The sequence below is a fragment of the Amycolatopsis dendrobii genome, from assembly GCF_014145675.1.
In the GTDB taxonomy this organism is placed as follows: Bacteria; Actinomycetota; Actinomycetes; order Mycobacteriales; family Pseudonocardiaceae; genus Amycolatopsis; species Amycolatopsis dendrobii.
Genome location: NZ_JACGZW010000005.1, coordinates 551,194 through 573,506, shown reverse-complemented (window position 1 = coordinate 573,506; position 22,313 = coordinate 551,194). Strand labels below are relative to the sequence as shown.

19 protein-coding genes are annotated in these 22,313 nt (G+C 70.7%); 8 read left to right on the top strand and 11 right to left on the bottom strand.

Going from position 1 to position 22,313, the window contains the following annotated elements; all coding sequences use genetic code 11:
- Positions 1 to 7: 7 nt before the first annotated feature.
- Both H4281_RS46880 and H4281_RS17665 read right to left on the bottom strand, forming a co-directional pair.
- Complete coding sequence (locus tag H4281_RS46880) at positions 8 to 1,690, bottom strand: cytosine permease (RefSeq protein ID WP_182892010.1); 1,683 nt, start codon at positions 1,688 to 1,690, stop codon at positions 8 to 10.
- Positions 1,687 to 2,370: a tRNA-dependent cyclodipeptide synthase gene (locus H4281_RS17665; RefSeq protein ID WP_182892009.1), complete on the bottom strand. Its 684-nt coding sequence runs from the start codon at positions 2,368 to 2,370 to the stop codon at positions 1,687 to 1,689. The genes H4281_RS46880 and H4281_RS17665 overlap by 4 nt, the downstream gene beginning before the upstream one ends.
- Positions 2,371 to 2,689: 319 nt before the next feature.
- On the opposite strand from H4281_RS17665, the gene H4281_RS17660 reads away from it, so the two are divergent.
- Positions 2,690 to 3,643: a LysR family transcriptional regulator gene (locus tag H4281_RS17660; protein ID WP_182892008.1), complete on the top strand. Its 954-nt coding sequence runs from the start codon at positions 2,690 to 2,692 to the stop codon at positions 3,641 to 3,643.
- Positions 3,619 to 4,563: a LysR substrate-binding domain-containing protein gene (locus tag H4281_RS17655; RefSeq protein WP_182892007.1), complete on the top strand. Its 945-nt coding sequence runs from the start codon at positions 3,619 to 3,621 to the stop codon at positions 4,561 to 4,563. The genes H4281_RS17660 and H4281_RS17655 overlap by 25 nt, the downstream gene beginning before the upstream one ends.
- Positions 4,564 to 4,618: 55 nt before the next feature.
- Here H4281_RS17655 and H4281_RS17650 read toward each other — a convergent pair whose 3' ends face one another.
- The 3 genes from H4281_RS17650 to H4281_RS17640 all read right to left on the bottom strand — a co-directional run bounded on the left by H4281_RS17650 (position 4,619) and on the right by H4281_RS17640 (position 10,086).
- On the bottom strand, positions 4,619 to 7,990 hold the full coding sequence (locus H4281_RS17650; RefSeq protein ID WP_246411924.1) for a S8 family serine peptidase: 3,372 nt from the start codon (positions 7,988 to 7,990) through the stop codon (positions 4,619 to 4,621).
- A gap of 243 nt (positions 7,991 to 8,233) precedes the next feature.
- Positions 8,234 to 9,451 carry an MFS transporter gene (locus tag H4281_RS17645; protein WP_182892005.1) on the bottom strand — a complete coding sequence of 406 codons (1,218 nt, stop codon included), beginning with the start codon at positions 9,449 to 9,451 and terminating at the stop codon, positions 8,234 to 8,236.
- The gene (locus tag H4281_RS17640) at positions 9,448 to 10,086 is read right to left on the bottom strand and encodes a GntR family transcriptional regulator (protein WP_182892004.1); all 639 of its coding nucleotides are present in this window, start codon (positions 10,084 to 10,086) and stop codon (positions 9,448 to 9,450) included. The genes H4281_RS17645 and H4281_RS17640 overlap by 4 nt, the downstream gene beginning before the upstream one ends.
- Positions 10,087 to 10,179: 93 nt before the next feature.
- Here H4281_RS17640 and H4281_RS17635 point away from each other — a divergent pair, with 93 nt between their 5' ends.
- Positions 10,180 to 11,061: an ornithine cyclodeaminase family protein gene (locus tag H4281_RS17635; protein ID WP_220507324.1), complete on the top strand. Its 882-nt coding sequence runs from the start codon at positions 10,180 to 10,182 to the stop codon at positions 11,059 to 11,061.
- Here H4281_RS17635 and H4281_RS17630 read toward each other — a convergent pair.
- Genes H4281_RS17630 through H4281_RS17620 form a run of 3 tightly spaced genes read right to left on the bottom strand, consistent with a single transcriptional unit; the run spans position 11,054 to position 13,064 of the window.
- Positions 11,054 to 11,842, bottom strand: a complete 789-nt coding sequence (locus tag H4281_RS17630; protein ID WP_182892002.1) for an ABC transporter permease — start codon at positions 11,840 to 11,842, stop codon at positions 11,054 to 11,056. The two genes, H4281_RS17635 and H4281_RS17630, sit on opposite strands and share 8 nt — an antisense overlap.
- Positions 11,839 to 12,720: an ABC transporter ATP-binding protein gene (locus H4281_RS17625; protein ID WP_182892001.1), complete on the bottom strand. Its 882-nt coding sequence runs from the start codon at positions 12,718 to 12,720 to the stop codon at positions 11,839 to 11,841. Before H4281_RS17625 ends, H4281_RS17630 begins: the two co-directional genes overlap by 4 nt.
- Positions 12,717 to 13,064, bottom strand: coding sequence for a hypothetical protein (locus tag H4281_RS17620; protein ID WP_182892000.1), 348 nt, complete (start codon positions 13,062 to 13,064; stop codon positions 12,717 to 12,719). The genes H4281_RS17625 and H4281_RS17620 overlap by 4 nt, the downstream gene beginning before the upstream one ends.
- A gap of 57 nt (positions 13,065 to 13,121) precedes the next feature.
- Between H4281_RS17620 and H4281_RS17615 the strand changes: the two genes are divergently transcribed.
- Genes H4281_RS17615 through H4281_RS17605 form a run of 3 tightly spaced genes read left to right on the top strand, consistent with a single transcriptional unit; the run spans position 13,122 to position 15,292 of the window.
- Complete coding sequence (locus H4281_RS17615) at positions 13,122 to 13,517, top strand: GntR family transcriptional regulator (RefSeq protein WP_182891999.1); 396 nt, start codon at positions 13,122 to 13,124, stop codon at positions 13,515 to 13,517.
- Entirely contained in the window at positions 13,514 to 14,626 is a 1,113-nt protein-coding gene (locus H4281_RS17610; protein ID WP_182891998.1) for a DUF1648 domain-containing protein, read from the top strand. Before H4281_RS17615 ends, H4281_RS17610 begins: the two co-directional genes overlap by 4 nt.
- 33 nt (positions 14,627 to 14,659) lie before the next feature.
- The gene (locus H4281_RS17605; RefSeq protein WP_182891997.1) at positions 14,660 to 15,292 is read left to right on the top strand and encodes a class I SAM-dependent methyltransferase; all 633 of its coding nucleotides are present in this window, start codon (positions 14,660 to 14,662) and stop codon (positions 15,290 to 15,292) included.
- 696 nt (positions 15,293 to 15,988) lie between these two features.
- Here the strand turns inward: H4281_RS17605 and H4281_RS17600 are convergent.
- A complete protein-coding gene (locus H4281_RS17600; protein WP_182891996.1) occupies positions 15,989 to 16,435 on the bottom strand; it encodes an antitoxin in 447 nt (148 codons plus the stop codon).
- 209 nt (positions 16,436 to 16,644) lie between these two features.
- Here H4281_RS17600 and H4281_RS17595 point away from each other — a divergent pair, with 209 nt between their 5' ends.
- A complete protein-coding gene (locus tag H4281_RS17595; RefSeq protein WP_182891995.1) occupies positions 16,645 to 17,739 on the top strand; it encodes a CaiB/BaiF CoA transferase family protein in 1,095 nt (364 codons plus the stop codon).
- 54 nt (positions 17,740 to 17,793) lie between these two features.
- Here the strand turns inward: H4281_RS17595 and H4281_RS17590 are convergent, their stop codons facing one another.
- The gene (locus tag H4281_RS17590) at positions 17,794 to 19,017 is read right to left on the bottom strand and encodes a cytochrome P450 family protein (RefSeq protein WP_182891994.1); all 1,224 of its coding nucleotides are present in this window, start codon (positions 19,015 to 19,017) and stop codon (positions 17,794 to 17,796) included.
- Between the two features lie 152 nt (positions 19,018 to 19,169).
- Positions 19,170 to 20,666 (bottom strand): purple acid phosphatase family protein, encoded by a 1,497-nt coding sequence (locus H4281_RS17585; RefSeq protein ID WP_237598967.1) that lies wholly within the window; start codon positions 20,664 to 20,666, stop codon positions 19,170 to 19,172.
- Between the two features lie 334 nt (positions 20,667 to 21,000).
- Between H4281_RS17585 and eno the strand changes: the two genes are divergently transcribed.
- Complete coding sequence (gene eno / locus H4281_RS17580) at positions 21,001 to 22,275, top strand: phosphopyruvate hydratase (RefSeq protein WP_182891992.1); 1,275 nt, start codon at positions 21,001 to 21,003, stop codon at positions 22,273 to 22,275.
- The last annotated feature ends 38 nt before the right edge of the window (positions 22,276 to 22,313 follow it).

Below are 22,313 nucleotides of genomic sequence, written 5' to 3'. Positions count from 1 at the left end.
CTCTCCTCTATTCGGGGTGGGTGACCGGCACCGGCGCCGGACGCGCCGGGGTTTCGGGGGCGGGGCCGGTTTCGGTGGGGTGCCCGGCGCCGACCCAGTCTTCGATTCCTTCCCGGTACTTGCGGACGTCGGCGTACCCGAGTTCGAGCAGCCGGGCGCCGACGAATTCGCTGTTGCGGCAAGGGGTGTTGGCGCAGTAGACGACGATCGCCGCGGTTTTGTCCGGGACGACCCGAGGGGCGTGCTCGTCGGTGAACCGCGCGGCCTGCTCGTAGGGGAAGCCCGGGATGTTGCGGGCGCCGGGAAGGTGTTCGCGGGCGTAGTAGTCGGGCGGCATGGTGTCGACGACGATCACCGTGCCCTCGTCCATCGCGGTTTTCAGCTCTTCGCGGCCGATCAGCGGCAGCATGCCGGTTCCTCCCGGGTTCCGGCGGCGGGCAAGCAGGCCCGCCGCGAGGTGACTGACGAACGCCACGACCACCGAGTTGATCGTGGGAATCCCGAAGTCGAAGACGACCGCGAAGGCCGTTCCGAGCGCCCAGCTGACCAGCGCGGCGAGCTCCCAGTCGCGACCGGCGACGGCTTGCCCGCGGCGCAGGGCGGCGAAAACCGGACGGCACCGGCGAAGCACGAAGTACTCCGCGATGAGCACCCCGGCGACCGGCGGGGCGAGCACGCCGACCGCGGTCAGGAATCCGGCGAAGTCGTCGGCGATCCCGAGCGCCGACGCCGCCGTGCCGAACACGCCGAGCACCAGGACCACGTGCACCCGGCTGACCTTCCGGTCGAACAGCACGTCCACGACGTTGACCAGGCCGAGCGAGGAGGAGTACAGGTTCCAGTCGTTGATCTTGAGGATCGCGGTGGCCAGCACGAGGGTGCCGAGCAGCCCCGAGGAGGAGGTGACGATGCCGACGACGTCCGAGGTGGCGGCGGCGTGCGCGAGCAGCACGCCGATCAGCCCGATCAGGTACTCGCCGAGCGTCACGCTGATCACGGTCTGCTTGACCACGTCGGCGCGGGTGCGGTTGAACCGCGTCATGTCCGGGGTCATCAGCGCGCCGAGGATGAAGGCTCCGGACACCAGCGTGGTCGCCGCGCCGAGCGACAGCGGCGGTCCCGGCGGGGGAGCGGCGACCAGGTCCGCCAGCGAGTGCGTGTGCAGCGCGTCGAGGACCGAATACCCCGCCAGCACCAGGAAAGCGGGCACGGTCAGGTAGGCGGTCCAGGCCATCAGGCGGAAGCCGTAGACGGTGATCACGGTGATCGCCGCTCCGCCGACCAGCGCCCAGCCCCATTCCGGCAGCGCACCGCCGAGGGCGTGCATCCCGTGCGCGAACACCCCGTTCTGCACGCCGAACCAGCCCGCGAGGCTGATCGCCACGAGCAGGCCGACCAGTGCGGAACCCTTCCGGCCGAATCCGGCCCAGCGGGCGAGCACCGAGGTGGACAGTCCCTCGCGCACCCCGGCGATGCCGAGCAGCACGGTGATGACCTCCAGCAGCACCGAACCGATCGTGATGGCCAGCACCGCGTTCCAGAACGTCATGCCGTAGCCCAGCAGCGCGCCGACGATGAACTGCTGGAACGAGGACACCTGCCCGAACCGCTGCACCGCGACCGACGGCCAGGACCGGCGGGCGGCGTCCGGGACGCGGGTCAGCGAATAGTCGTCGTGCCGGTCGTTCATCGCCCGGTCGCTTCCAGTGCGGCTTCGGCGACGACGAGGAAACCCTGTCCCGGCTCGGGCCGGAAGGCGAATTCCCGGTCGAAGAACTTCTCGAGAAACGGCACCCGCTGGTGGTAGACGAACATCGACCGCGGATTTCCGGTGATCAGCCCGGAACCGGCGAACAACGGGAGTTCGGCGAGGAAGTAACGCACGGCGAGCCGGAGCGCCTGCTCGTCCGGCACGTTTCCGGTCCGGCCCTGCAGCACCCAGGTGGAAGCGCTGTAGCAGGCGGAACGGAATGCGCTGTCGGTTTCGAAGTGGGTTTCCGCCGAGGCCAGCAGTTCCCGATAGGACGGCAGTTCGCGCAGCCGGGCCATGCCGAGGATCCGGCTCTCCGGGTCGGGCACGTCCAGCGCGCGCAGCGCGGCGGCGATCTTGTTGTGCACGTGGCAGGACTGCCGGTGCGCCTTCTGTTTCGCCCTGGCGGGCGGGTATCCGAGCGCTTCGAGCGTGTAGGCGGTGACCTCGTCCGGGACGAAAAAGCAGAACTCGGCGAAGCGGTCCGCGGTCCACGCGGCGAGCCGGGCCAGCCGTTCCGCGGTGAAGTAGCCGTTGAACGGGCTCACTCCGACGCAGGCGTGCCGGACGTCCGGATACAGGCGGGCGCAGCCGGAAGACAGCGGAGTCGCGTCGAACATTGAAAATTCCACCTTTTCTCGTCTCGATTCCGCGTTTCTCCCGGCGGGGCGGGACTTGGTGCGGCTCACTGTGCCGGGATCCGGGCGGCGCGGGTAATGCCTGCCGGTTATGCCGCCGCGGGACGGCGGCGACTGTGCGATGCGGAGGTTCGCGAGAGGAACCCGCGCGGAATCAGATTCCTTCAGGGTTCCCCTCGCGGACTTCCGCGGGAGTGCGGCCATGGCCGCGGTTCGGAAAGAGGATTTCCTACTTTGGTCGGGCGATTGCCACACTTTCGCCGGTGCACTCGCACCGGCGGGCGTCATATCGTGAACTTTCGTGGAGTTGGAACTCAAGCATTTGCGCCACCTCCAGGCGATCGCCCAAGCGGGCAGCCTCAACCGCGCGGCCACCGAACTGGTGCTGCCGCAGCCCGCCCTCAGCCGCGAACTGCGCCGGATCGAGGAACTGCTCGGCAGGCCGCTGTTCGAACGCGCCCGCGCCGGGGTGCGGCCCACGCCGTTCGGGCAGCTGATCCTCGACTACGCGGACGGGATCCTGGCGCGCACCGCCCGGATCGGGCCCGCCCTCGCGCAGCACCGCGCCCAGCGCGACAGTGCGTTGCGGGTCGGCTGGTCGGAGACCGTCCTCTCCGGTCCGTTGCTCCGTGCGCTGGAGACGACCGGGCTCGGCGACCGGGCGGAGATCCGGACCGCCGAGTCGACCGCGGAGATGCTCGTCTGGTTCGGCCGCGGCGAACTCGACCTCGCCGTCCTGTCCGAACAGTGCGAGGTGCCGCTCCCCGCGAACACCGGCCGGATCGACCTCGCCGAGGACCCGCTGCTGATGATGCTCCCGGACTGGCATCCGCTCGCCGCCCGCCGCGAGGTGGACCTCGCCGAACTGGAGCACGAGCGGTGGATCTCCTCGACCGGGCCGGACCGCTGCCGCGAGTTCCTCGCCAGGGTGTGCGGCCCGTACGGCTTCGCCCCGGTGATCGCCCACTACGTGCCGGTCTCCGGCCCGCGCGACGAGATCGTCCGCTACCAAGGCGACGTCACGCTCGTCCAGGCCTCCCGCCCGCTCGCCCCGGGAGTGGTGCACCGGCCGGTCCCCGGCCTGCGCGAGCGGACCCGCCATTTCCTGCTGTACCGCGAGGACAGTCCGGTCGCCGCGCGGGCCGGCCTGCTGGCCGGGCTGATCCTCGACGCCTACCACGACGAAAGGGGCGGCTACGACGGCCCGCGCGCGATTCCGGGGGAACTGCCGTGGCTGACCGCCCGGACCAGCTGATCCGCACCGGCACGGACCTCGAGCTGCGGCAGCTGAAGCTGCTGGTCGCGGTCGCCGAGGCAGGCAGCGTGGCGGCTGCCGCGGCCGCGCTGGGCACCACTCCGGCCAAGCTCACGCTGCGGATCCGGCGGCTGGAACGGATGATCGGCGCCGCGCTGCTGGCCGCGGAACCGGCAGGGAAGCTGTTCACCGAAACCGGCGAGGTCCTGCTCGAACACGCCTCGGCGGTGGTGCCGCAGTTCGACCGGATGCTGACCGCCGCTCGCGCCGGACTGGAGCGCCCCGTCGCGCAGATCCGGATCGGCTCGGTGCCGACGCCCGTGCTGCCGCGGCTGATCCGCGAGGTGGGGCTGCGCAACCCCGGCGCCGGACTCGCGGTCCGGACCGGCGAATCGGCCGCGGAGCTGGCCGAAGCACTGCTTCGTGAGGAACTGGACCTCGGCCTGCTGCGTCAGGACGCCGTCCGGGAACGCCCCCTCGAATGGGTTTCGATAGCCACGGAGCCGCTCGTGGTCGGCATTCCGCCCGGACATCCGCTCGGCGTTCCGGACTCGCTCACGCCGGCCGCGCTGTCCGGCCGGCGCTGCGTGCTGCTCGACCAGGCCGTGCAGCCTCGGACGCACGCACTGCTCGCGGCCTTCGCCGACGCTGGCGCTGATCCGCGGCTTTGCTACGCCGACAGCGAATGGGCGGTGCTGTGTGTCGGTTACGGGGCCGGGATCCTGACCGTGACAGCGCCGCCGACGAGACCGATGCCGGACACCTCATACCGGCCACTGCATTGTGCGGCCACGAATTCGACTCTCGTGCTCGCCTGGGCTGAGGACAGCCCGTTTGCCGGTTGCGTCCCGCGCGTCCGTGCCGCGATGACGCGCGCGCACGCCGAATCCCTCCGCGCACTGGTCAGTTGCCGTCCGTGAAGGACTCCTTGCGGGAATCAGATTCCCGCAAGGAGTCCTTCACGGACATCAGAGATCAGCCGATGCGGTAGCTGTACGGCAGAGTCGCCAGCACCTCGCCGGTTCCGACCTGCGGCAGACCGGTCACGCCGGTCGGCAGCGAAGGCACGGTCACGATGTTCAGGTGCCCGGCCACCTTCTGCCCGCGGTCGCCCGACGGCGTGATCGTCACCAGAATCGTCGCGGTCTCGCCCGGCTTCACCAGCTGCGGCGTGCCGCCGGTGCCGTTCGGGTCCACCGACTGGCCGTACGGGTCGCCGGTCGACGACGTCACCGAACCGTCGAAGCCCGCCGTCTGGATCGACGCCGTGTAGCTCGAATGCCCGGCAGGCGCGCCTTCCGGACCGAACGGGCCGATCTCCTGCACGTCGGCGAACCAGACGCCCTTGGTGACGTACCCGGTCTTCTCGCCGATCGTCGCGACCGACACCGTGCTGCCGTTCTGCGCGGACTTCAGGTCGCCGAGCACGTCGATGCCCGCCGCCGAACCCTGGATCTCCGCCTGCGCGGGCACGGTCGAGGAGGTCGCGACGGTGAACTTGCTCGTCTCGGGCGGAATCGAGTAGACCGGAGCGTCCGAGTTCAGCTCCGGCAGGTTGACCTCGGTCGACCCCTGGATCGGCTGCGGCTGCAGCGTTTGCCTGGTGTTCGTGCGCGCGTCGACGCCGATGGCGAGCGGTTCGACGCCGGTGTTGCGCACCGTCACCGGCACGGTCACCGCCTTGCCCGCGGCGAGCGACGCGGACTGCGGCAGCGCGGGCGCGCTGGCCGAGACCTGGTCGAAGCCGACGGTTCCGGTGAACGGCTGGTCGATCTGCTTGCCGGTCACCGGGTTCTGCACGACGAGCACCAGGTGCCAGCGGCCCGGCAGCGGGTTCGCGTCGACGAGCTGCAATCCGGTGCCCTGCTTCAGCGTGGTGGCCGAATCGAGGGAGGCGTTGCTGTTCACGTCGGCGAGTTCGCCGTTCGGGTCGACCAGGACGCCGTCGAGCAGAGTGCCCGGATCCTGGAGTTTCACCGCGACGTCGAGGTCCCGCTTGCCGCGCGGAACGTCGAATTCGTAGGAGAAGGTCTGCGCGGGCGACACCGCACGGGCGTTGCCGCCGGTGATCGTGCCGCTGAAGGCGCCCGGTCCGTTCTTCGTCGGGATCAGTGCGCGCAGCACGGCCGACACGGTGGTCTGGTGGCCGTCGGAGCTGCCGAAGGTGATCGAGTAGTCCGCGTCGCCGCCGCTGGCCGGGGTCTGCAGCGCGACGTGCACCGGCTTCGTCTGCCCCGGGTTGAGCTGCAGGATCTGCGGCGAGACCTGGCCGTACGGGACAGCCCGCTGCGCGGTGGTCGCCAGCTGGACGTCACCGGTGTAACCGGCCTGCCCGGACGCCGAGTAGAGCACCGCGGTCCACGTGCCCGCGGCCGGGCGCGTGACGTCCACATTGGCGTAGTTCGCCGTCGCGGCCCCGCCCTGCGGACGGCTGTTGGCGACGAAAGTGCCGTCCGGCGCGAGCAGCGTCAGCCGCACCACCGGGGTGACCGACTGGCCGTTGACCGACTTCGGGCTGCCCTGCCACGCCATCCGCGCCAGCAGCCGCTGCGCGCCGTTCGGCACGGAGAACGTGACCTTCTTGTACGCCCAGTTGGTGCCGTTGAAGTACGGGAAGGTCGGCAGCTTCGTCGAGTCGAACGCCGTGGTCTGCGCCTGCGTGCCCATCGGGGAGAACGTCCGCGTGCCGGTGCTGACCGTCAGCGGCTTGGTACCCGAGTTGGTGACGTTGACCGACGCCTGCTGCGTGCTGCCCGGCGCGCCTTCCAGCGTCAGCTGGTCGGCCGACAGCGAGATGTTCGACGAAACGCCCGCCGGCGCGCCGGTCGAGCCCGGAGCGGTGAGCGCCGCTTCGACCGCCGCGCGCGCGTCGAGAAGGCCGGCGCCCTGCTCGTCGGCCGGGAGGTTGAGGTCGCGCGCGGTGCTGGTGATGATCTGCTTCACCTGCGCGGGCGTCGGCGACGCGCCGTGGTGGGAATTGCGGTAGCTCTGGATCACCAGTGCGGCGACGCCCGCGGTCAGCGGGGCGGATTCACTGGTGCCGCCGAAGGATTCGAGGTCGGTCGGCTGGGGGACGGTGTTGAAGTTGCGGCATTCCGAGTACGCCGGGGAGCAGTCGGCCCAGTTGCCCTCGCCGGGCGCGACGAGGTCGATGGTGCGGCCGTTCTGCGTGATGCCCGACGACGACAGAGCGGAGATGTTGTCGCTGACCCATTTCCCGTTGGAGAACGGGAAAGCCGCGTAGCCGGTCTGCGCGTACAGCCGGTTGTCGGTGGTCGCGCCGGTGGAGATGACCAGCGGGTCGGTGGCCGGGCTGCCGATCGTGGACGTGGTGCCCGCGTCGCCGCTGGAGGCGGTCACCGTGACGCCCGCGGCCACGGCCTGGTCGTTGAAGACCTGGAACAGGTTGCGGGAGCTGGAATCCGGGTACTGGTTGAGGCCGAGCGATTCGTTGATCACGTCGACGTGGTCGACGGTCACCGCGTAGTCGATCGCCTGCAGCACCGCGGAGTTCGTGGCGGTCTTGCCGAAGACGTTCAGCCCCACCAGGCTCGCGCCCGGCGCGACGCCCTTGACGACGATGTTGCAGCCTGCCGGGAGCGGGTGCTTTTCGTTCACGAACTTCGACAGGTCGTGCACCACGACGCCCTGCGCGGCGATCGACGAAGCGTCGCCGAATGCCTCGGCGCCGGCGTCGGTCGTGTTCGGGCCGTCGCCGGAGAAGTCCTGGTAGTCCGAGAACACATGGCTGCCGTCGGGACGGATGAAGTCCGCGTAGTTCGGGTCCATGTTGTCGGCGAGGAACGCGACCTTCACGCCGGCGCCATTGGCCAGATCGGACGCGCTCTTGCCGCCGGTGGTGCTGTACGCGCGGATCGACGTCAGCGCTTCGGGCTCCAGCAACGGTTTCGCCGGATCGGCCGGGCAGGTCGCGTTCGGCGAAGCCGGTGCGGAAGGTCCGCCTGCCTTCGGCGCGGCGGCCGGTGCGCCCGGTTTGGCGTCCGGCAGCGTCACCTTGCTGTCCGGCAGCACCTGCGCGACCGCCGGGTCGTGCGCGAGCTGCGCGGCCTGCGCGGGCGTGACGGTGGCGGAAAACGCGTTGCCCAGCGCGAAGTGCTTGACTTTGGCCGGTGCCGCGCCGGCGAGCTTGGCGAGCACCGAGTCCTGTTCTTGGGTCGCTTTGGCGCGGCGAGTGTCCGAGGCCGCCTTGGTGGGCGGCGCGCTGGGCAACTGGTCCGCGAGGACGACGATCACCGATTGCGGCGCGGTGTCCGCCGCGGCGGCCGGTGCGGCAGCCTGCGCCGGCTGGGTCGCCCCGGCCAGCACCAGGCTGCCGGTCGCAGCCATGACCAGGGCGCGAACGGATCGCGAGGAACGCCCCATGTGCAGTTCCCACTTCCTGCTAGAAGGGTTCGTGAGTTACCGGCCCCGACGAAATCGGGCGCACTCGTGCCGCGCTCGATTTCCCAGTAGCAGAACTCTTTCCGACTCCCGCACGATCCACAAGCGACAATAGTGGGAAACAAATCCGGCAAACGGGACCGAATTTCCGCGCGGTCGCGCATTCGGTCCCGTTTGCCGGAATCGGGGTCAGTCCTGGGGGAGGTGCCGGCGCGAGTGTCGCGTCACCACAAGGGTTCCCGCGATGGCGACCAGTGCGACGCAGGCGAGCAGCACCGGGTAGCCCGCTACTGCGTTCAGTGCCGCCAGAAGTGACGGCAAGAGGAATCCGACATACGCCAGCGCGTAGTACACGCCGGTGAGTTCCGCGATTTCGTCCGGCCGGGCGAGACGTTGCAATTCCAGCAGTCCGGACACCACGACGATGCCGTAAGCGGCGCCCAGCACGACCGCCGCGCCGAGCGCGATCCACGGCGATTCCTCCGCTGCCGCGAAGACGCTCAGGACGAGTCCGACGCAGAGCACCGCCATCCCGGTGAGCACGGCGCGGGCGCTGGTGGCGCGGTCGACCCGCTTGGCGATCGGCTGAATCCCCACGCCCGCGCCGATCGCGCAGACGGTGAGCAAGGTGGAGTAGGCCAGCGCCCACGACCCGGTCTGGTGCTCGACGAGCTGCGGCAGGATCGCGTACGCCACGCCGCACGAGCCGAAGATCCACGGCGCGGCGGGCAGGATCACCCGGCGGAACCGCGGATGCCGCGCGGTGGCGGGCAATGCGGCGCGGACCGAGCCGGTCCGGACAGCGAGCGTTTCCGGACTGCGCGTGACCGCGAGCAGCGAGACCAGCGCGAGTCCGATGTGGACCAGGTAGGGGAGGACCATCGGCCACGGACCCCATTGCGCGAGCGCTCCGGCGACGCCCGGCCCGATGCCGAGCCCGAGTGTCAGGCACAGTGCCGCGCGGCGGGTGCCCGTGTCGGCCGCGCTGTACGGGTCGGCGTCGGCGAGCTCCTTGATCCAGGTGGAGCCGACGGCCATCGCGACCGCGACCGCGATCCCGGAGAGGAACCGGCCCGCGGCGATCCACCCGGCGCCGGCCGGGCCGAGCGCCAGCAGCACGCTCGCCAGCAGCGACAACACGGTGCCGGCGAACATCACCGGGCGGCGACCGTACCGATTGGACAGTCCGCCGGACAGCAGCAGCCCCGGCACGAGGCCGACGACGTACGCGCCGAGCAGGGCGTCGACGGTGAACGCGGAGTAGCCCGCGGCGTGGTACATCACGAGCAGCGGGGTGAACTGGTTGCCGCCCCATCCGGCCGCGAACACCGCCGCGGCGGCCGGAAACCAGGCCGGGCGAGTGGTCGTTTCGGGTGTGTCGGGCAGGGGGTCAGCAGTAGTGGTCATCGACGGTGCACCGAATCCAAGTGTGCGCGCAGGGCCGGGGCGAAGGTGTCGGCCTTCGTCCCGGCCTCCGCGATGATGTTCAGGAGGTCTTCGTGCTCGCCGACGACCCGCGGCAGGCGTGCCGGGATCGGCGCGAGCGCGTGGACGTTCATCCGGCGCTGCCGGTCGGCGAGCGTCGTGTAGAAGGCGAGCAGCAATGCGTTGCCGCCCGCCTCGACGATCGTGCGGTGGAACAGGGCGTCGGCTTCCGCGAACGCGGGCACGTCGCCCGCGTCCGCGTGCTGCCGCTGGACGTCCAGCACCGCACGCAGTTGCTCGAGCGCCGCCGGGATCAGCTCCGGACGACGGCCCAGCCGTTGTACTGCCGCGCTTTCGACCGCCTCGCGGGCTTCGAGCACGTCCTCGGCCTCGCCCGGGGTGATCGGCACGACGATCGCGCCGCGCTTCGGGATCAGGTTGAGCAGCCCCTCGACCTGCAGCCGCAGGAACGCCTCGCGGACCGGCGTCCGGCTCACCCCGAGCCGCTCGGCGATCTCGCCCTCGCTGAACAGGTGGCCGCCGGGCAGTTCGCCGGTGAGCACGAGTTCCTTCGTGAGCTCGTACGCGCGGTCGGCGGCGGGTTTCGACGCGTTCACAGGTGCGACGCTAACATGCATCCCAGCTTGTATCTAAGCCGTTGTGACCTGCGGCTCAGCTGGTTTGTCGGGGGCGTGTGCGATGCTCCTCGGGTGCTGCTGCTCGACGCCCGACCGACCGTGAACCAAGCCGTCGACGCCATCCGCGCCGCCTTGACCGGCGGCCTGGACCCGGACCAGGACCCGCCGCGGTCCGTCGTACCCGTGCCCACCGGGCAGTTTCTGCTGATGCCCGCGTTCTGGGACCGCTATGCCGGGGTCAAGGTCGCTTCCGTCGCCCCGGACAACCCGGCGCGAGGCCTGCCGCGGATCCAAGGCCACTACCTGCTGATGGACGGCCCGACGCTCACCCCCATGGCCCTCCTCGACGGCGTCGCGCTCACGTCGGTGCGCACGGCGGCTGTTTCCGCGGTGGCCGTGGACCTGCTGGCAGTGCCGGACGCGGAACGCCTGGTGGTGTTCGGGACCGGTCCGCAAGCGCAAAGCCACATCGAAGCTTTCCGTGCCGTGCGACCGGTGCGGGACGTAGTGGTCGTCGGCCGCAATGCGGAGCGTGCGCAAGCTTTCGCCGCGCAGTACCCGTTCGCCCGCGCGGGCACTCCCGACGACGTGTCCGCAGCTGATCTGATCGCCTGCTGCACCTCGTCGCGCACCCCCGTGTTCGACGGAGCGAAGGTCCCCGAGCACGCCACCGTGGTAGCCGTCGGCTCGCACGAACCCGACGCTCGCGAGGTCGACGATGTCCTCATCGGACGATCCACAGTGGTCGTCGAAGGCATCGGCGCGGCTACCCGCGAGGCCGGGGATGTCGTAATGGCAATGGAATCCGGCGCCCTTGCCGCGGACGACCTTGTCTCGCTCGCCGCGCTGGCCCAGGGTGCTGCGGTGCCGCCGGGTCCTCGGCTGTTCAAGAGCGTCGGAATGGCTTGGGAGGATCTGGCGGTCGCGGCGGCCGTCTACGAAGCGGTCAAGTGACATCCCGGCGAAGCGGGAACGCGACCGCCAGTCCGGCCGCGACCAGTGCGTAGCCGAGGAGAACGAGCGCGCCGCCCGCGGTGGGCAGCAGCTGTCCGCCCGCGTGGCCGGTCTGCTGGGCCAGCGCGTCGGCGAGGTAACCGAATTCGGTGAGCGCCGCGGTGGCTCCGCCGGGAAGGAAGGGATAGATCGCGTTCACGCCCGGAATGGCGAGCAGCGCGATCTCCACCAGGTACAGATATCCGATCACGACCGCCAGCGCGGCGACTTGGTTCCGCAGCAGCGCACCGATTCCCACGCCCAGCACGGTGTAGATCGTCATCGCGGCGGCGATCCGGAGCAGAAGTTCGAGGACTGTTCCCGGCGCGAGGCCGACAGTCACTCCGTGGACGGCGGCGCTTCCGTAGAGCGCGAGCCCGGCGGCGGCCGCAGTGACGACGCCGTAGCAGAGCCCGCCGATGGCGAACGCCGCGAGTTTCGCGACGAGGATCCGCCAGCGGCGCGGTGCGAAGAGGAACGTGACGGAAATCGTGCGGTGCCGGTATTCCGACGTCATCGCGACAGTGCCGAAGACGGCCGGGAACAGGACTGTCACGGTCGCCATGCCGAGGACATTCCGCACCCCGGCGGCGGTGTCGAGACCCGGCATCGGCGGCTGGACGTGCTGCGGGCCGATCACGCCGATCAGCCCGACCAGTCCGCCGCCGCACGCCGCGGCCGTGACGAGCGCCCACAGCCACAGCCGGGTGGAGCACAACCGGCGGAGTTCCGCGGCGATCATCGCCGCTCGCCCGCGGTGAGGGCGAGGAAAACCTGTTCCAGGCCGGGTTTTTCCGGTGTCAGCTCGTGAATCCGGAGTCCCGCCGCGGCCGCCCGGTCCGCGATCTCGGCGGTGCCGATCCCGCGGACCCGAAGGAGATCCGGCGCGATCCGCTCGGCAGTTCCGCCCAGCGCCCGAGCGAGTTCGTCGGCGTCAGGGGAACGGACAAGCGCGACGGACGCGGTCGAGGCGGACAGGTCCGCTACGGTCCCGGTGGCGACGAGGCGACCGTCGCGGATGACCACGACCTGCCCGGCGATCTGCTCCAGTTCGCTGAGCACATGACTGGAAACCAGCACCGTGCGCCCGCCCGCGGCGAACCCGGTGAGCAGGTCGCGCAACCACGCCATGCCCCGCGGGTCCAGCCCGTTGCCCGGTTCGTCGAGCACCAGCACCGGCGGATCGCCGAGCAACGCTGTCGCGAGACTGAGCCGCCGCCGCATGCCAGTGGAATAGCCGCGCGAGGGCCGCCCCGCGAAGCCGGTCATCTCCAGTTGCTCCAGCACCTCGTCGACGCGCCGCCGAGGCAGCCGCGCCATCGCGGCGCAGACGCGCAGATGCTCACGCGCAGAACACGCCGGATGCGGCTCGGCCCCGTCGAGCACAGCACCGACGGCGCGGACCGGATGCGGCAACTCGGCGTACCGGAGACCGTCGATCGTCGCGGTCCCGGAGTCCGGCCGGACCAGGCCGAGAAGCATCCGCATCGTGGTCGTCTTCCCGGAGCCGTTCGGCCCGAGGAACCCGGTGATCTCCCCAGGGCTCGCGGAAAACGTCAGCTCGGCGACCGCGGGCGTCGCGCCGAATCGTTTGGTCAGATCTTGGACGGCGATGCTCATGCGCGAGCCTTGAGCGCGTCGGCCAGCTCGGCCGCATCGGGCAGGCTGAGCAGCAGTTCAGCGAACTCCGCGTCGTCGAGGACGATGCGCAGCGCAGGCCCGGACCGGCGCACCGACACCAGCTGGCGCGTCCCGGTGCCCAGCCCCCAGACCCCGACCTTGAACACCCCGCTGACCAGCATGCCGATCCGGCCGCCGCGGGTGCGGGCCAACGGGTTCCCGATCTGTTCGGCCGTCCGGATCCTGGCCAGCGGAACCGTGATTTCTTCGCGCCGCACCGCGAACCGCTCCCAGCGGGCGAACCGCACCCGGAGTTCGTCGCCGACGATCTCGGCCGTCGCCATCGCCACCACCTCCTGCGTTATCTGTTCTATTAGATGTATAGCAGATATCCTGGACGGGTGCTGCTGACTTTGGATCTCGACCGCGAGACGCCGATCTACCTGCAGATCCGGGACCGGATCGTGGAGGCGATCGCCGACGGCGACCTCGCCGAGGGCGACGCGCTGCCCTCCACCCGGCAGCTCGGCGCCGACCTCGGCATCAACTTCCACACCGTGAACAAGGCCTACGACCTGCTCCGCGCGCAGGGTCTGATCCGCATCAACCGCAAGAGCGGCGCGGTGATCCGCCGCGACGCCCGGTCCGGTCCCGCCGAACCCGGATTCGCCGACGAATGGCAGGAACGCCTCCGCACGCTCCTGGCCGAGGCCGTCGCGCTCGGGCTGGACGCCGGCGAGGTGACCGCCCGCTGCGGCACGGTGCTCGAATCCTTCCGCGCCAAGGCTCCGTCGTGACGTCGTCGGTCTGCCTGGATCTCGCGCTGGTCGCGCTGCTGGCCGCCGCGTTCTGGGCGGCTCCCGCGCTGGCCCGGCCGACGCTTCCGTTCGGTGTCCGCGTCCCGGCCGCGCGCATGGCCGAACCGGAGATCATCCGCGCGCACCATCGGTACGCGCGCGGAGTGCTGGTGGTCGGCACTCTCGCGTTCGTCTTGGTCGCTTTCGCTTCAGCCGGACTGCGCTGGGAATCGGCGGCCGCGTTCGTCGCACCGGTTCTCGCGGCCGCTTGCTGCGGGCTCGGCTACCGGGAGCACCGCAGAGTAGCCGCCGCGAAACGGGACGGCGACTGGTATTCCGGCACCCGTCAGGCAGTCGCGGCCGACACCTCCCTGCGCACCGACCCCGTCCGTCCACAGTGGATTCTTCTGGCTCCGGCGGCAGCGCTGTTCGCGATCACCGCGGCGATCGGGGCCTGGCGCTACGGCGCTCTGCCCGCGACACTGCCGACGCCGAACGGAATGATCGTCGACCCCGCTCGGCGCAGCGAGACGACAGTCGGCCACGCCTTCGCGACCGTCACCGCGCAGCTGCTGATCATCGTCCTCGTCGGTCTGCTGGGCTTCGCCCTCCCTCGTGCCCGGCCGGAACTCGACGCGGCACAGCCTGCCGCCTCGGCCGCCCGATACCGCGGCTACCTCGCCGGGGTGCTGCGGCTGCTGTTCGGCACCGCCGGATGTGCGGCCGCGAGCTTGCTGGTGGCGTCGCTGGAGGTGTGGGAGATCGTCCCGGCCACGACAGGCGCGACCGTCGTCAGCTACCTGCCTCTTGCCGCCGCGGCAATCGCGTGGGTGGCGTTCGCGTTCCGGGCCGGCGACGCGGGGCACCGGCTGCCCGCGGACGAAGAAGACTCCGGCCGCGTGCAGCGCGACGACGACCGGTACTGGCGCCTCGCAGGCATGGTCTACGTCAACCGCGGCGACCCGGCCCTTCTCGTGCACCGGCGCTCGGGCGTCTCCTGGACGCTCAACCTCGGCAACCCGATCAGCTGGGCGATCCTCGGGGCACTCGCGGCTTTCGCCGCGCTGGCCGGGTTCGGCGTCGTCGAACTGCCTTCCCGCGGCGGATAGCCTGGGTTCCTTCGACGGCGAGGGGAATCTGGGATGTCCGAGGAACTGACTACCGCGGCGGAACTGTTCGACGCGATCGGAGCCGGGTACGAGGAGGCGTTCGGCCGCCCGCCGGTGGTGGACGCGGCGGTGCGGGAGTTGCTCGCGGTGCTGCCGCCCTCGGCGCGGGTGCTCGACGTCGGCAGCGGGACCGGCCGCCCCGTGGCGGCGGATCTCGTCGCCGCCGGGCATCGGGTGACCGGGATCGACGTGTCCGCGGAGATGGTGCGGATCGCCCGCGAGCAGGTGCCCGGGGCCGAGTTCGTGCAGGCCGACGTGCGGGAATGGGAGTCGGAACCGGAGTCTTGGGACGCGGTGTGCGCGTTCTTCCCGTTCCTGCAGCTGGCGCGGGCCGAAACGGAGCGCGCGCTCGGCCGGATCGCCGGCTGGCTGGTCCCGGGAGGAAGGTTCGCGCTGATCACGGTGCCCTCCGACGTCGAGAACGTCCCGGTCGACTTCCTCGGCCACTCGATCCGGGTCACGAGCTTCCCGGCGGACGCGCTGGTCGAGCGGGTGCGCGCGGCCGGGCTGGAAGTGACCGGGACCCGGGCGGAGACCTTCGCGCCGGACAAGCCCGGGGCGGAGCCGGAGGAGCACCTGCTGATCTCGGCCCGCAAACCCGGCTGAGCGGCTCCGGAAAGCACGAAATGGTGAAACAAATTCAGTGCTGCGGGAAAGCGGGGCGGCATTTCCGCGCTGCCGGGTGAACACGCCGGAAACTGCGCGGAAACGCCGCCCCGCCCGCTCGTCGCGGCCGGTTTTCCGGCCGATCGAATGAATCCCCGCCGAGACCGGGTGATTGCCGGATCACCGCGGTTCGCTCACGGCGACCGGTTCGCGAGGTTTGCTGCCGCCTCGCCACTGACCGCTCACCGCAGCCGATTCGTTTTGTGCCCGCTCGCGCACATCGGCTGGCCGCGGCTCCTGGCTTGCGCTGCTCGTTCTCCGCTGAGCCTGCCCGCCGCACCCGAATCCCGCAGCCGGCTGCGACCGCCGACACGCTCGCTCGCTCGCCGCGGCTGGTTGCCGAGGCTCCTGACGTGCGCGGTTCGCTCGCCGCGCTCGACCTGCGGCAGTTGATTCGCTCGGTTCGCCCGCCGCAGCCGACCCGCGGACTTCCTGCGGCAGTCGGCTCGCGTTTGGCTCACCGCAGACGAGTGGAGGACTTCCTGCGGCAGGATCGCTTGCGGTGGCTGTCTCCTGAGTCTCCTGACTCGCGAAGTTCTTTTGCCGCCAACGGTTTGCTCCGCATACCGCGGGCGATGAGCGAGGCCGATCGCGGAAGCGATCGGCACGGGAACTCAGGCCGGAACAGGCTCGCTGCTACTGGTTGCCCCACTGCTGCTCGCCCTGCTGGCCGCCCTGGTCGTAGCCGCCCTGCTGGCCGCCTTGCTCGTAACCGCCTCGTTCGCCGCCCTGCTCGAAGCCCTGCTGCTGGCCGCCCTGCTGGAAGCCGCCCTGGCCGCCTTGGTCGAAACCGCCCTGGCCGCCTTGGTCGCCCTGGCCGAAACCGCCCTGCTGACCCTGCTGTCCGCCCTGGTCGAAACCGCCCTGCTGCTGTCCGCCGCCCTGTTCCTGGCCGCCGCCTTGCTGGCCGCCGCCGAAGTTCTCCTTCAGTTTGTCCGCGCCCTGGCGGATCTGGTCGCCGTGCTTGCCGCCGGTTTTCTCGTCGGCGAATTCGGCGGCCTTGTCGATGCCCTCGCCGACCTTGTCCTGGTTGTTGCCCGCGAATTCCTGGATCTTGTCCTTGGCCTGGTCGAAAAAGCTCATTGAAATCCTCCTTGATCTATTCGTGACCCATGGATACCAGCCGGGTACCCGAAGGGCGCGGCCGCGAGACGCCAGTCCCCGGTTCGGGTGAGGCCCGGCGCCGGTTCTGCCCGGGTCGGGCCACGGGTGGGTTACCCCACACGCCCGGGTCCGGCCGCGGCGGGCCGGTAGGGTCGCCGCGGCAGGGGCGCCGGAGCCGAGGAGGACGTGTGGCGGGACCGTTGAGCGGGCTGAAGGTCGTCGAGCTGGCCGGGATCGGGCCGGGGCCGCACGCGTGCATGGTGCTCGCCGACCTGGGCGCGGACGTCGTCCGGGTGGAACGGCCTTCCGGATCGCTCGACCTCAGCGGCGGCAAGCCGGACCCGCTGCTGCGCGGGCGCCGCTCGGTCGCCGCGAACCTCAAGACTCCCGAGGGCCGCGAGCTCGTCCTGCGGCTCGCCGCGAAAGCGGACGTGCTGGTCGAAGGCCTGCGCCCGGGCGTCGCCGAACGGCTCGGCGTCGGCCCGGACGACTGCTTCGCAGGCAATCCCCGCCTGGTTTACGGCCGGATGACCGGCTGGGGCCAGGACGGGCCGCTCGCCCAGCGCGCCGGGCACGACATCAACTACCTCGGCCTCACCGGCGTGCTGCACGCGATCGGCCGCGCGGGCGAGCGTCCGGTGCCGCCGCTCAACCTGGTCGGCGACTTCGGCGGCGGATCGATGTTCCTGATCGCGGGCGTGCTCGCGGCGTTGTGGGAATGCGGCCGGACCGGACGCGGCCAGGTCGTGGACGCGGCGATGGTCGACGGCGCGAACGTGCTGTCCCAGATGATGTGGGCGTTGCGCGGCCTGGGTTCCTGGTCCGACGAACGCGGCACGAACCTCCTCGACGGCGGCGCGCCGTTCTACGACACGTACGTGTGCGCGGACGGCCGGTACGTCGCAGTCGGTTCTCTCGAACCGCAGTTCTACGCGGCTCTCCTGGACGGCCTCGGCCTCGCCGCGGAAGACCTCCCGCCGCAACTGGACCGCGACGGCTGGCCCGCGCTCCGCGCCACCTTCACCCGGGCCTTCCTCAGCCGCACCCGCGACGAATGGGCCGAGGTCTTCGACGGCACCGACGCGTGCGTCACGCCGGTCCTCTCGCCCGACGAGGCTCCCCGGCATCCGCACATCGCCGCGCGGTCCGGCCTGGTCACGCTCGACGGGATCGTCCAGCCCGCTCCGGCGCCGCGGTTTTCGCGCAGCACAACGGATTTGCCGTCGCCGCCGCCAGTGCCGGGCGCGGACACCGAGGACGTCCTCGCCGACTGGAAGGCATGAGCACGCGGCTGGGCGCTCGTGAGTGTTGGCGCCGGTTCTAACCGGCAGCAGCACTCACGAGGACCGCAACCGCACCGGCAACGTCACGTGGCCGTTGGTGATGAACGACGGCACCGGCTCCAGCTCCTCCTCGGCCACCGCCAGCGCCAGATCCGGGAACCGCTCGAACAACGCCGGCAACCCCAGCTCCGCCTCCATCCGGGCGAGCTGCGCGCCGAGGCAATAGTGCACGCCGTGGCCGAACGCGAGCGCTGATTTGTCCTTGCGGGTCAAGTCGAACTCGTGCGCGTCCGGGCCGTGGTGGCTCTCGTCGCGTCCGGCGGGACCGAAGGACGGGAGAATCGGGTCGCCCGCGTGGATGACCGTGCCCTCGACCTCGATGTCCTCTCGCGCGAACCGCAACGGCAGGTGCGAAAGCGGGGCCTGCCAGCGCAAAGTCTCGTCCACGACGTCCGACCAGGTGCGCTTTCCGCCGAGCACCTGCCGCAGCTGGCCGGGATGGGTCAGCAGCGCGGTCACGGCCTGGTCGAGCAGGTTGACCGTCGTCTCGTGACCCGCGGTGATCACCAGGATCAGCGTGTCGACCAGTTCCGCTTCGCTCAGCCGGGAGCCGTCGGAGTCGCGGGCGCTGATGAGGGCGGTGGCGAGGTCGTCGCCGGGCTCGGAGCGCCGCTGGGAGACGAGGCCGGCGAGAATTCCGTACAGCAGCTCGACGTTCGCGGTCGCTTCCTCCGCGGTCGCCGACGTCGCGAAGATCCCGGCCACCGCGGTGCGCAGGCCCGGCCGCGTCTGTTCGGGGACTCCCACCAGCCGGCAGATCACCTCGATCGGCAACCGGTAGCAGTACTGTTCGCGCAGGTCGGTTTCGGATGGCCCGGCGTCGAGTTCGGCGAGCAGGCCGTCGACGATTTCGGCGACCGCCGGGCGCAGCGCGGCGATCCGGCCGGGCGCGAAAGCCTTGGACACCAGCGACCGCAGCCGCCGGTGCTCGTCACCGTAGGCGGTGAACATGTTCTGCACCGAAACCCAGATGTGCAGCGACCAGTCGGAGGAGATCCTGCCGTCCCGGTAGGCGGGCCAGTGCCGCCGGGCGTCCTTCGACACCCGCGGGTCGGCGAGCAGGGCGCGCAGCAGCGGCAGGCTGGTGACCGACCAGGCGAGCACGCCGCCCGGCAGTTCGACCACGGTCAGCGGTCCGCGGGCGCGAAGCCGGGCGCCCTCGCCGTGCACGTCCGGCGCGGCCGGGTCCAGCACGAAGGGGGTGACGGCGTGGTCCATGGGCGCTCCTCGCGGCCCGATGGTCCACAATGGACTGACGATGGGGGAGGTGTCCGTTGCGGCCACCGGGTCCGCGACAAGCGTAGCGCGGCTAAGGATCGCTCTGTCCGGCTTGAGGGGTGGTCCGGACCAGGCCGGAGAAGGGGTTGACGTCAGCCGTCGGCGCGCTTGCGGTGCAGCGAGAACCGCTCGAACACCGACAGTTCGCCGGTCGGCTTGGTGACGTTGTAGTAGGTCACGTGCATGGTCGTCGTGCCGCCCGGACGGCGCCCGGGATCCACGGTGAACGCGGCGAAGCCGTAGGGGTGGTCGAGGTCGCGCACCGCGCTCCACACCGCTTTTTCGCGCACATAGGTCGGCTTCCGCTTGCCCGTGGCCGGATCCCGCTTGTCCGCGACGGCAGTCAGCACTTTTCCGGTGCCGTCCTTGAAGAAACTGCCGTTGGTGGTGCCGGAGACGCCTCCTCCGCCGAGAATCATGTGCACAGTGCCGTGCGTCGCGTCGATGTTGTCGGTCGCGTCGGACACCGGGTTCGGCGTGAGCGTTTCGCTTTCCGCGACGACGCCGTGCACGGCCAGGGAGCGTTCGTAGTCGTGCTCGTGCCCGCAAAGCACCAGGTCTACGCCGTAGCGGTCGAACAGCGGGCCGTACTTCTCGCGCAGGCCGAGGTCGGCGCCGTTCGCGTCGGACGTGCTGATCATGACCTGGTGCATCGCGACGACGATCCAGTCCACGTCCCGCGACGCCCGTGCCGCGGCGAGTTCTTTCTCCAGCCAGGCGAGCTGCCGCCCGCCGGAGTAGCCGCTGACGTAGAGGTCGCCGCCGTCTTGCAGGCAGTTGTCGTCGTTCTGCAGCACGATCACCCGGACCGAGCCGACGGTGAAGCCGTACCAGAGCCCGGCCAGTTCGGGGTCGGTTTCGGTGGACGGCAGCTGGAAATACGCCTGGTAGGCGTCCATCCCGAGCGCGCCGTTCTGCTTCTCGATCTCGTGGTTGCCCGCGGCGGGCATCCACGGCCGGTACCGCGCCGAGCGGGTGTTGTTGGTGAAGAAGTTGTTCCAGGTGCGCACGCGGTCGACGTCGAGGTTGGCGTAGCAGAGGTCGCCGTTGAGCAGGTGGAACAGCGGCGCGACGGTCTCGATGCCGGTGACGATGTCCTTCGTCGCCGGGGTGGAGAAGAAGTCGAGCGCGGGCGCGCCCTTGAGGTCCCAGGTGACCTGCGGCGCGGACTGGTCGCCGAAGCTGGTGAAGGTGAACGCGGACCGGCCGCCGGGCGCGGTGCGGAACGTGCCGGCGTCGGGCGTCGCGCCGTCGTGCTGGGCGACGTAGAGGTACTCGGTGTCCGGGCAGAGGCGGTTGATCTCGGCGTGGTGCACCCAGACCGTGCGGTTGGAGGCGCCGTCGAGGTAGGTGCGGGTGACCGCGGGCGCGTACGAGCCGAAGCCGTCGTCGAGCGTGCCGTAGAGGACGCGGGGGCGGCGGACCGGGCCGTCGGTGAGCCACGAAACCACCATCTGCCGGGCGGGATCGCGGCCGAACGTGAGGTGCAAACCCTGCACTGGCGTCGCGCCGCCGCCCGGTGCCGGCGCGAGCGGAGCGGCGGCGGCCGTACCAGTTCCGAGCAGTGGTACGGCAGCGCTTGCGCCCATTAGGCCTAATGCTCCTCGACGGCTGACGGCGTTGGACATGGCGGCCTCCTCCGGCTCCCAGGCGAAAGCGAAGTTATGCTGGCCGCGCGGCCCGCCGATGAACGCCTGCTGTCCGGCGCGTGAAGTGTCGTCCGGGCGGGTTCCGGTTCGTTCCCTTTGCCGGGAAACGGTTTCCAGACTGTCCGAAGTGGAGGGTCCGGGCGGTGCCGGATCGATTCAGAACGGTTCTGCTAGCCTCCGGGGTGACGTGCGGCTCGCCGTGGTGCCGCGTTGCCGCCGGGGCGCTCCACGGAGCGTGCGCTGAGTGCTTCGGCTCGAACCTCCGAGGAGCGTTATGACAGGCATCGTCCGGGTCCGGGGCCGTGAGGTGCTCGACAGCCGGGGCAACCCGACGGTCGAGGTCGACGTGGTGCTGGCGGACGGGTCGGCGGGCCGCGCGGCGGTGCCGTCCGGGGCCTCCACCGGCACGCGCGAGGCCGTGGAGCTGCGGGACGGCGACGCGAAGCGGTTCCACGGCAAGGGCGTGCGCAAGGCGGTCGACGCGGTGAACAGCGAGATCGCCGACGCCGTGGTCGGCATGGAGGCGGAGGCGCAGGCCGACGTCGACCGCGCGCTGATCGCCCTCGACGGCACCGAGAACAAGGCCCGCCTGGGCGCGAACGCGACGCTCGGGGTCTCGCTGGCGGTGGCGAAGGCGGCCGCCGCGGCGAACACGCTGCCGCTGTACCGCTACGTCGGCGGGGTGTACGCGCATCTGCTGCCGATGCCGATGATGAACATCATCAACGGCGGCGCGCACGCGGACAACCCGATCGACTTCCAGGAGTTCATGATCGGCCCGGTCGGCGCGGAGACGTTCGCCGAGGCCGTGCGGATGGGCTCGGAGGTGTTCCACACGCTGCGGAAATCGCTGCACGACGCGGGACACAACACGAATGTCGGCGACGAGGGCGGGTTCGCGCCGCAGCTGGGGTCGGCCGACGAGGCGCTCGAGTTCGTGGTCCGCGCGATCGAGCAGACCGGGTACGAGCCGGGCAAGGACATCGCGCTGCTGCTGGACCCGGCGGCCTCGGAGTTCTACCGCGACGGCGTCTACGACTACACCGGCGAGGGCCGCAAGCGCAGCGTCGAGGAGCACGTCGCGTACCTGACCGAGCTGACCGAGCGCTTCCCGATCGTCTCGATCGAGGACGGCCTGGCCCAGGACGACTACGCGGGCTGGAAGCAGCTGACCGACGGCATCGGCGACCGCGTGCAGCTCGTCGGCGACGACCTGTTCTGCACGAACGTCGAGATCCTGCGCGACGGCATCAAGCGCGGCATCGCCAACTCGATCCTCGTCAAGGTCAACCAGATCGGCACCCTGACCGAGACCCTGTCCGCCGTCGACACCGCGCACAAGGCGGGCTACTCGGCGGTCATGTCGCACCGTTCGGGCGAGACCGAGGACACCACCATCGCCGACCTCGCGGTGGCGACCGGCTGCGGCCAGATCAAGACGGGTTCCCTGTCGCGGTCGGACCGCACGGCGAAGTACAACCAGCTGATCCGCATCGAGGAAGAGCTGGGCACCGAGGCTCGCTACGCGGGCTGGGACACCCTGCGCTGATTGTGCGGCGGCCCGGGTTTCCCGCCCGGGCCGCCACT

What these genes read in the sequence shown, in the direction of transcription:
- H4281_RS17600 (WP_182891996.1), bottom strand. Translation starts at nt 16,435, where the DNA reads ATGAGCTTTTTCGACCAGGCCAAGGACAAGATCCAGGAATTCGCGGGC.
- H4281_RS17645 (WP_182892005.1), bottom strand. Translation starts at nt 9,451, where the DNA reads ATGACCACTACTGCTGACCCCCTGCCCGACACACCCGAAACGACCACT.
- H4281_RS17665 (WP_182892009.1), bottom strand. Translation starts at nt 2,370, where the DNA reads ATGTTCGACGCGACTCCGCTGTCTTCCGGCTGCGCCCGCCTGTATCCG.
- H4281_RS17585 (WP_237598967.1), bottom strand. Translation starts at nt 20,666, where the DNA reads ATGGGCGCAAGCGCTGCCGTACCACTGCTCGGAACTGGTACGGCCGCC.
- H4281_RS17605 (WP_182891997.1), top strand. Translation starts at nt 14,660, where the DNA reads ATGTCCGAGGAACTGACTACCGCGGCGGAACTGTTCGACGCGATCGGA.
- H4281_RS17630 (WP_182892002.1), bottom strand. Translation starts at nt 11,842, where the DNA reads ATGATCGCCGCGGAACTCCGCCGGTTGTGCTCCACCCGGCTGTGGCTG.
- H4281_RS17625 (WP_182892001.1), bottom strand. Translation starts at nt 12,720, where the DNA reads ATGAGCATCGCCGTCCAAGATCTGACCAAACGATTCGGCGCGACGCCC.
- H4281_RS46880 (WP_182892010.1), bottom strand. Translation starts at nt 1,690, where the DNA reads ATGAACGACCGGCACGACGACTATTCGCTGACCCGCGTCCCGGACGCC.
- H4281_RS17650 (WP_246411924.1), bottom strand. Translation starts at nt 7,990, where the DNA reads ATGGCTGCGACCGGCAGCCTGGTGCTGGCCGGGGCGACCCAGCCGGCG.
- eno (WP_182891992.1), top strand. Translation starts at nt 21,001, where the DNA reads ATGACAGGCATCGTCCGGGTCCGGGGCCGTGAGGTGCTCGACAGCCGG.
- H4281_RS17590 (WP_182891994.1), bottom strand. Translation starts at nt 19,017, where the DNA reads ATGGACCACGCCGTCACCCCCTTCGTGCTGGACCCGGCCGCGCCGGAC.
- H4281_RS17620 (WP_182892000.1), bottom strand. Translation starts at nt 13,064, where the DNA reads ATGGCGACGGCCGAGATCGTCGGCGACGAACTCCGGGTGCGGTTCGCC.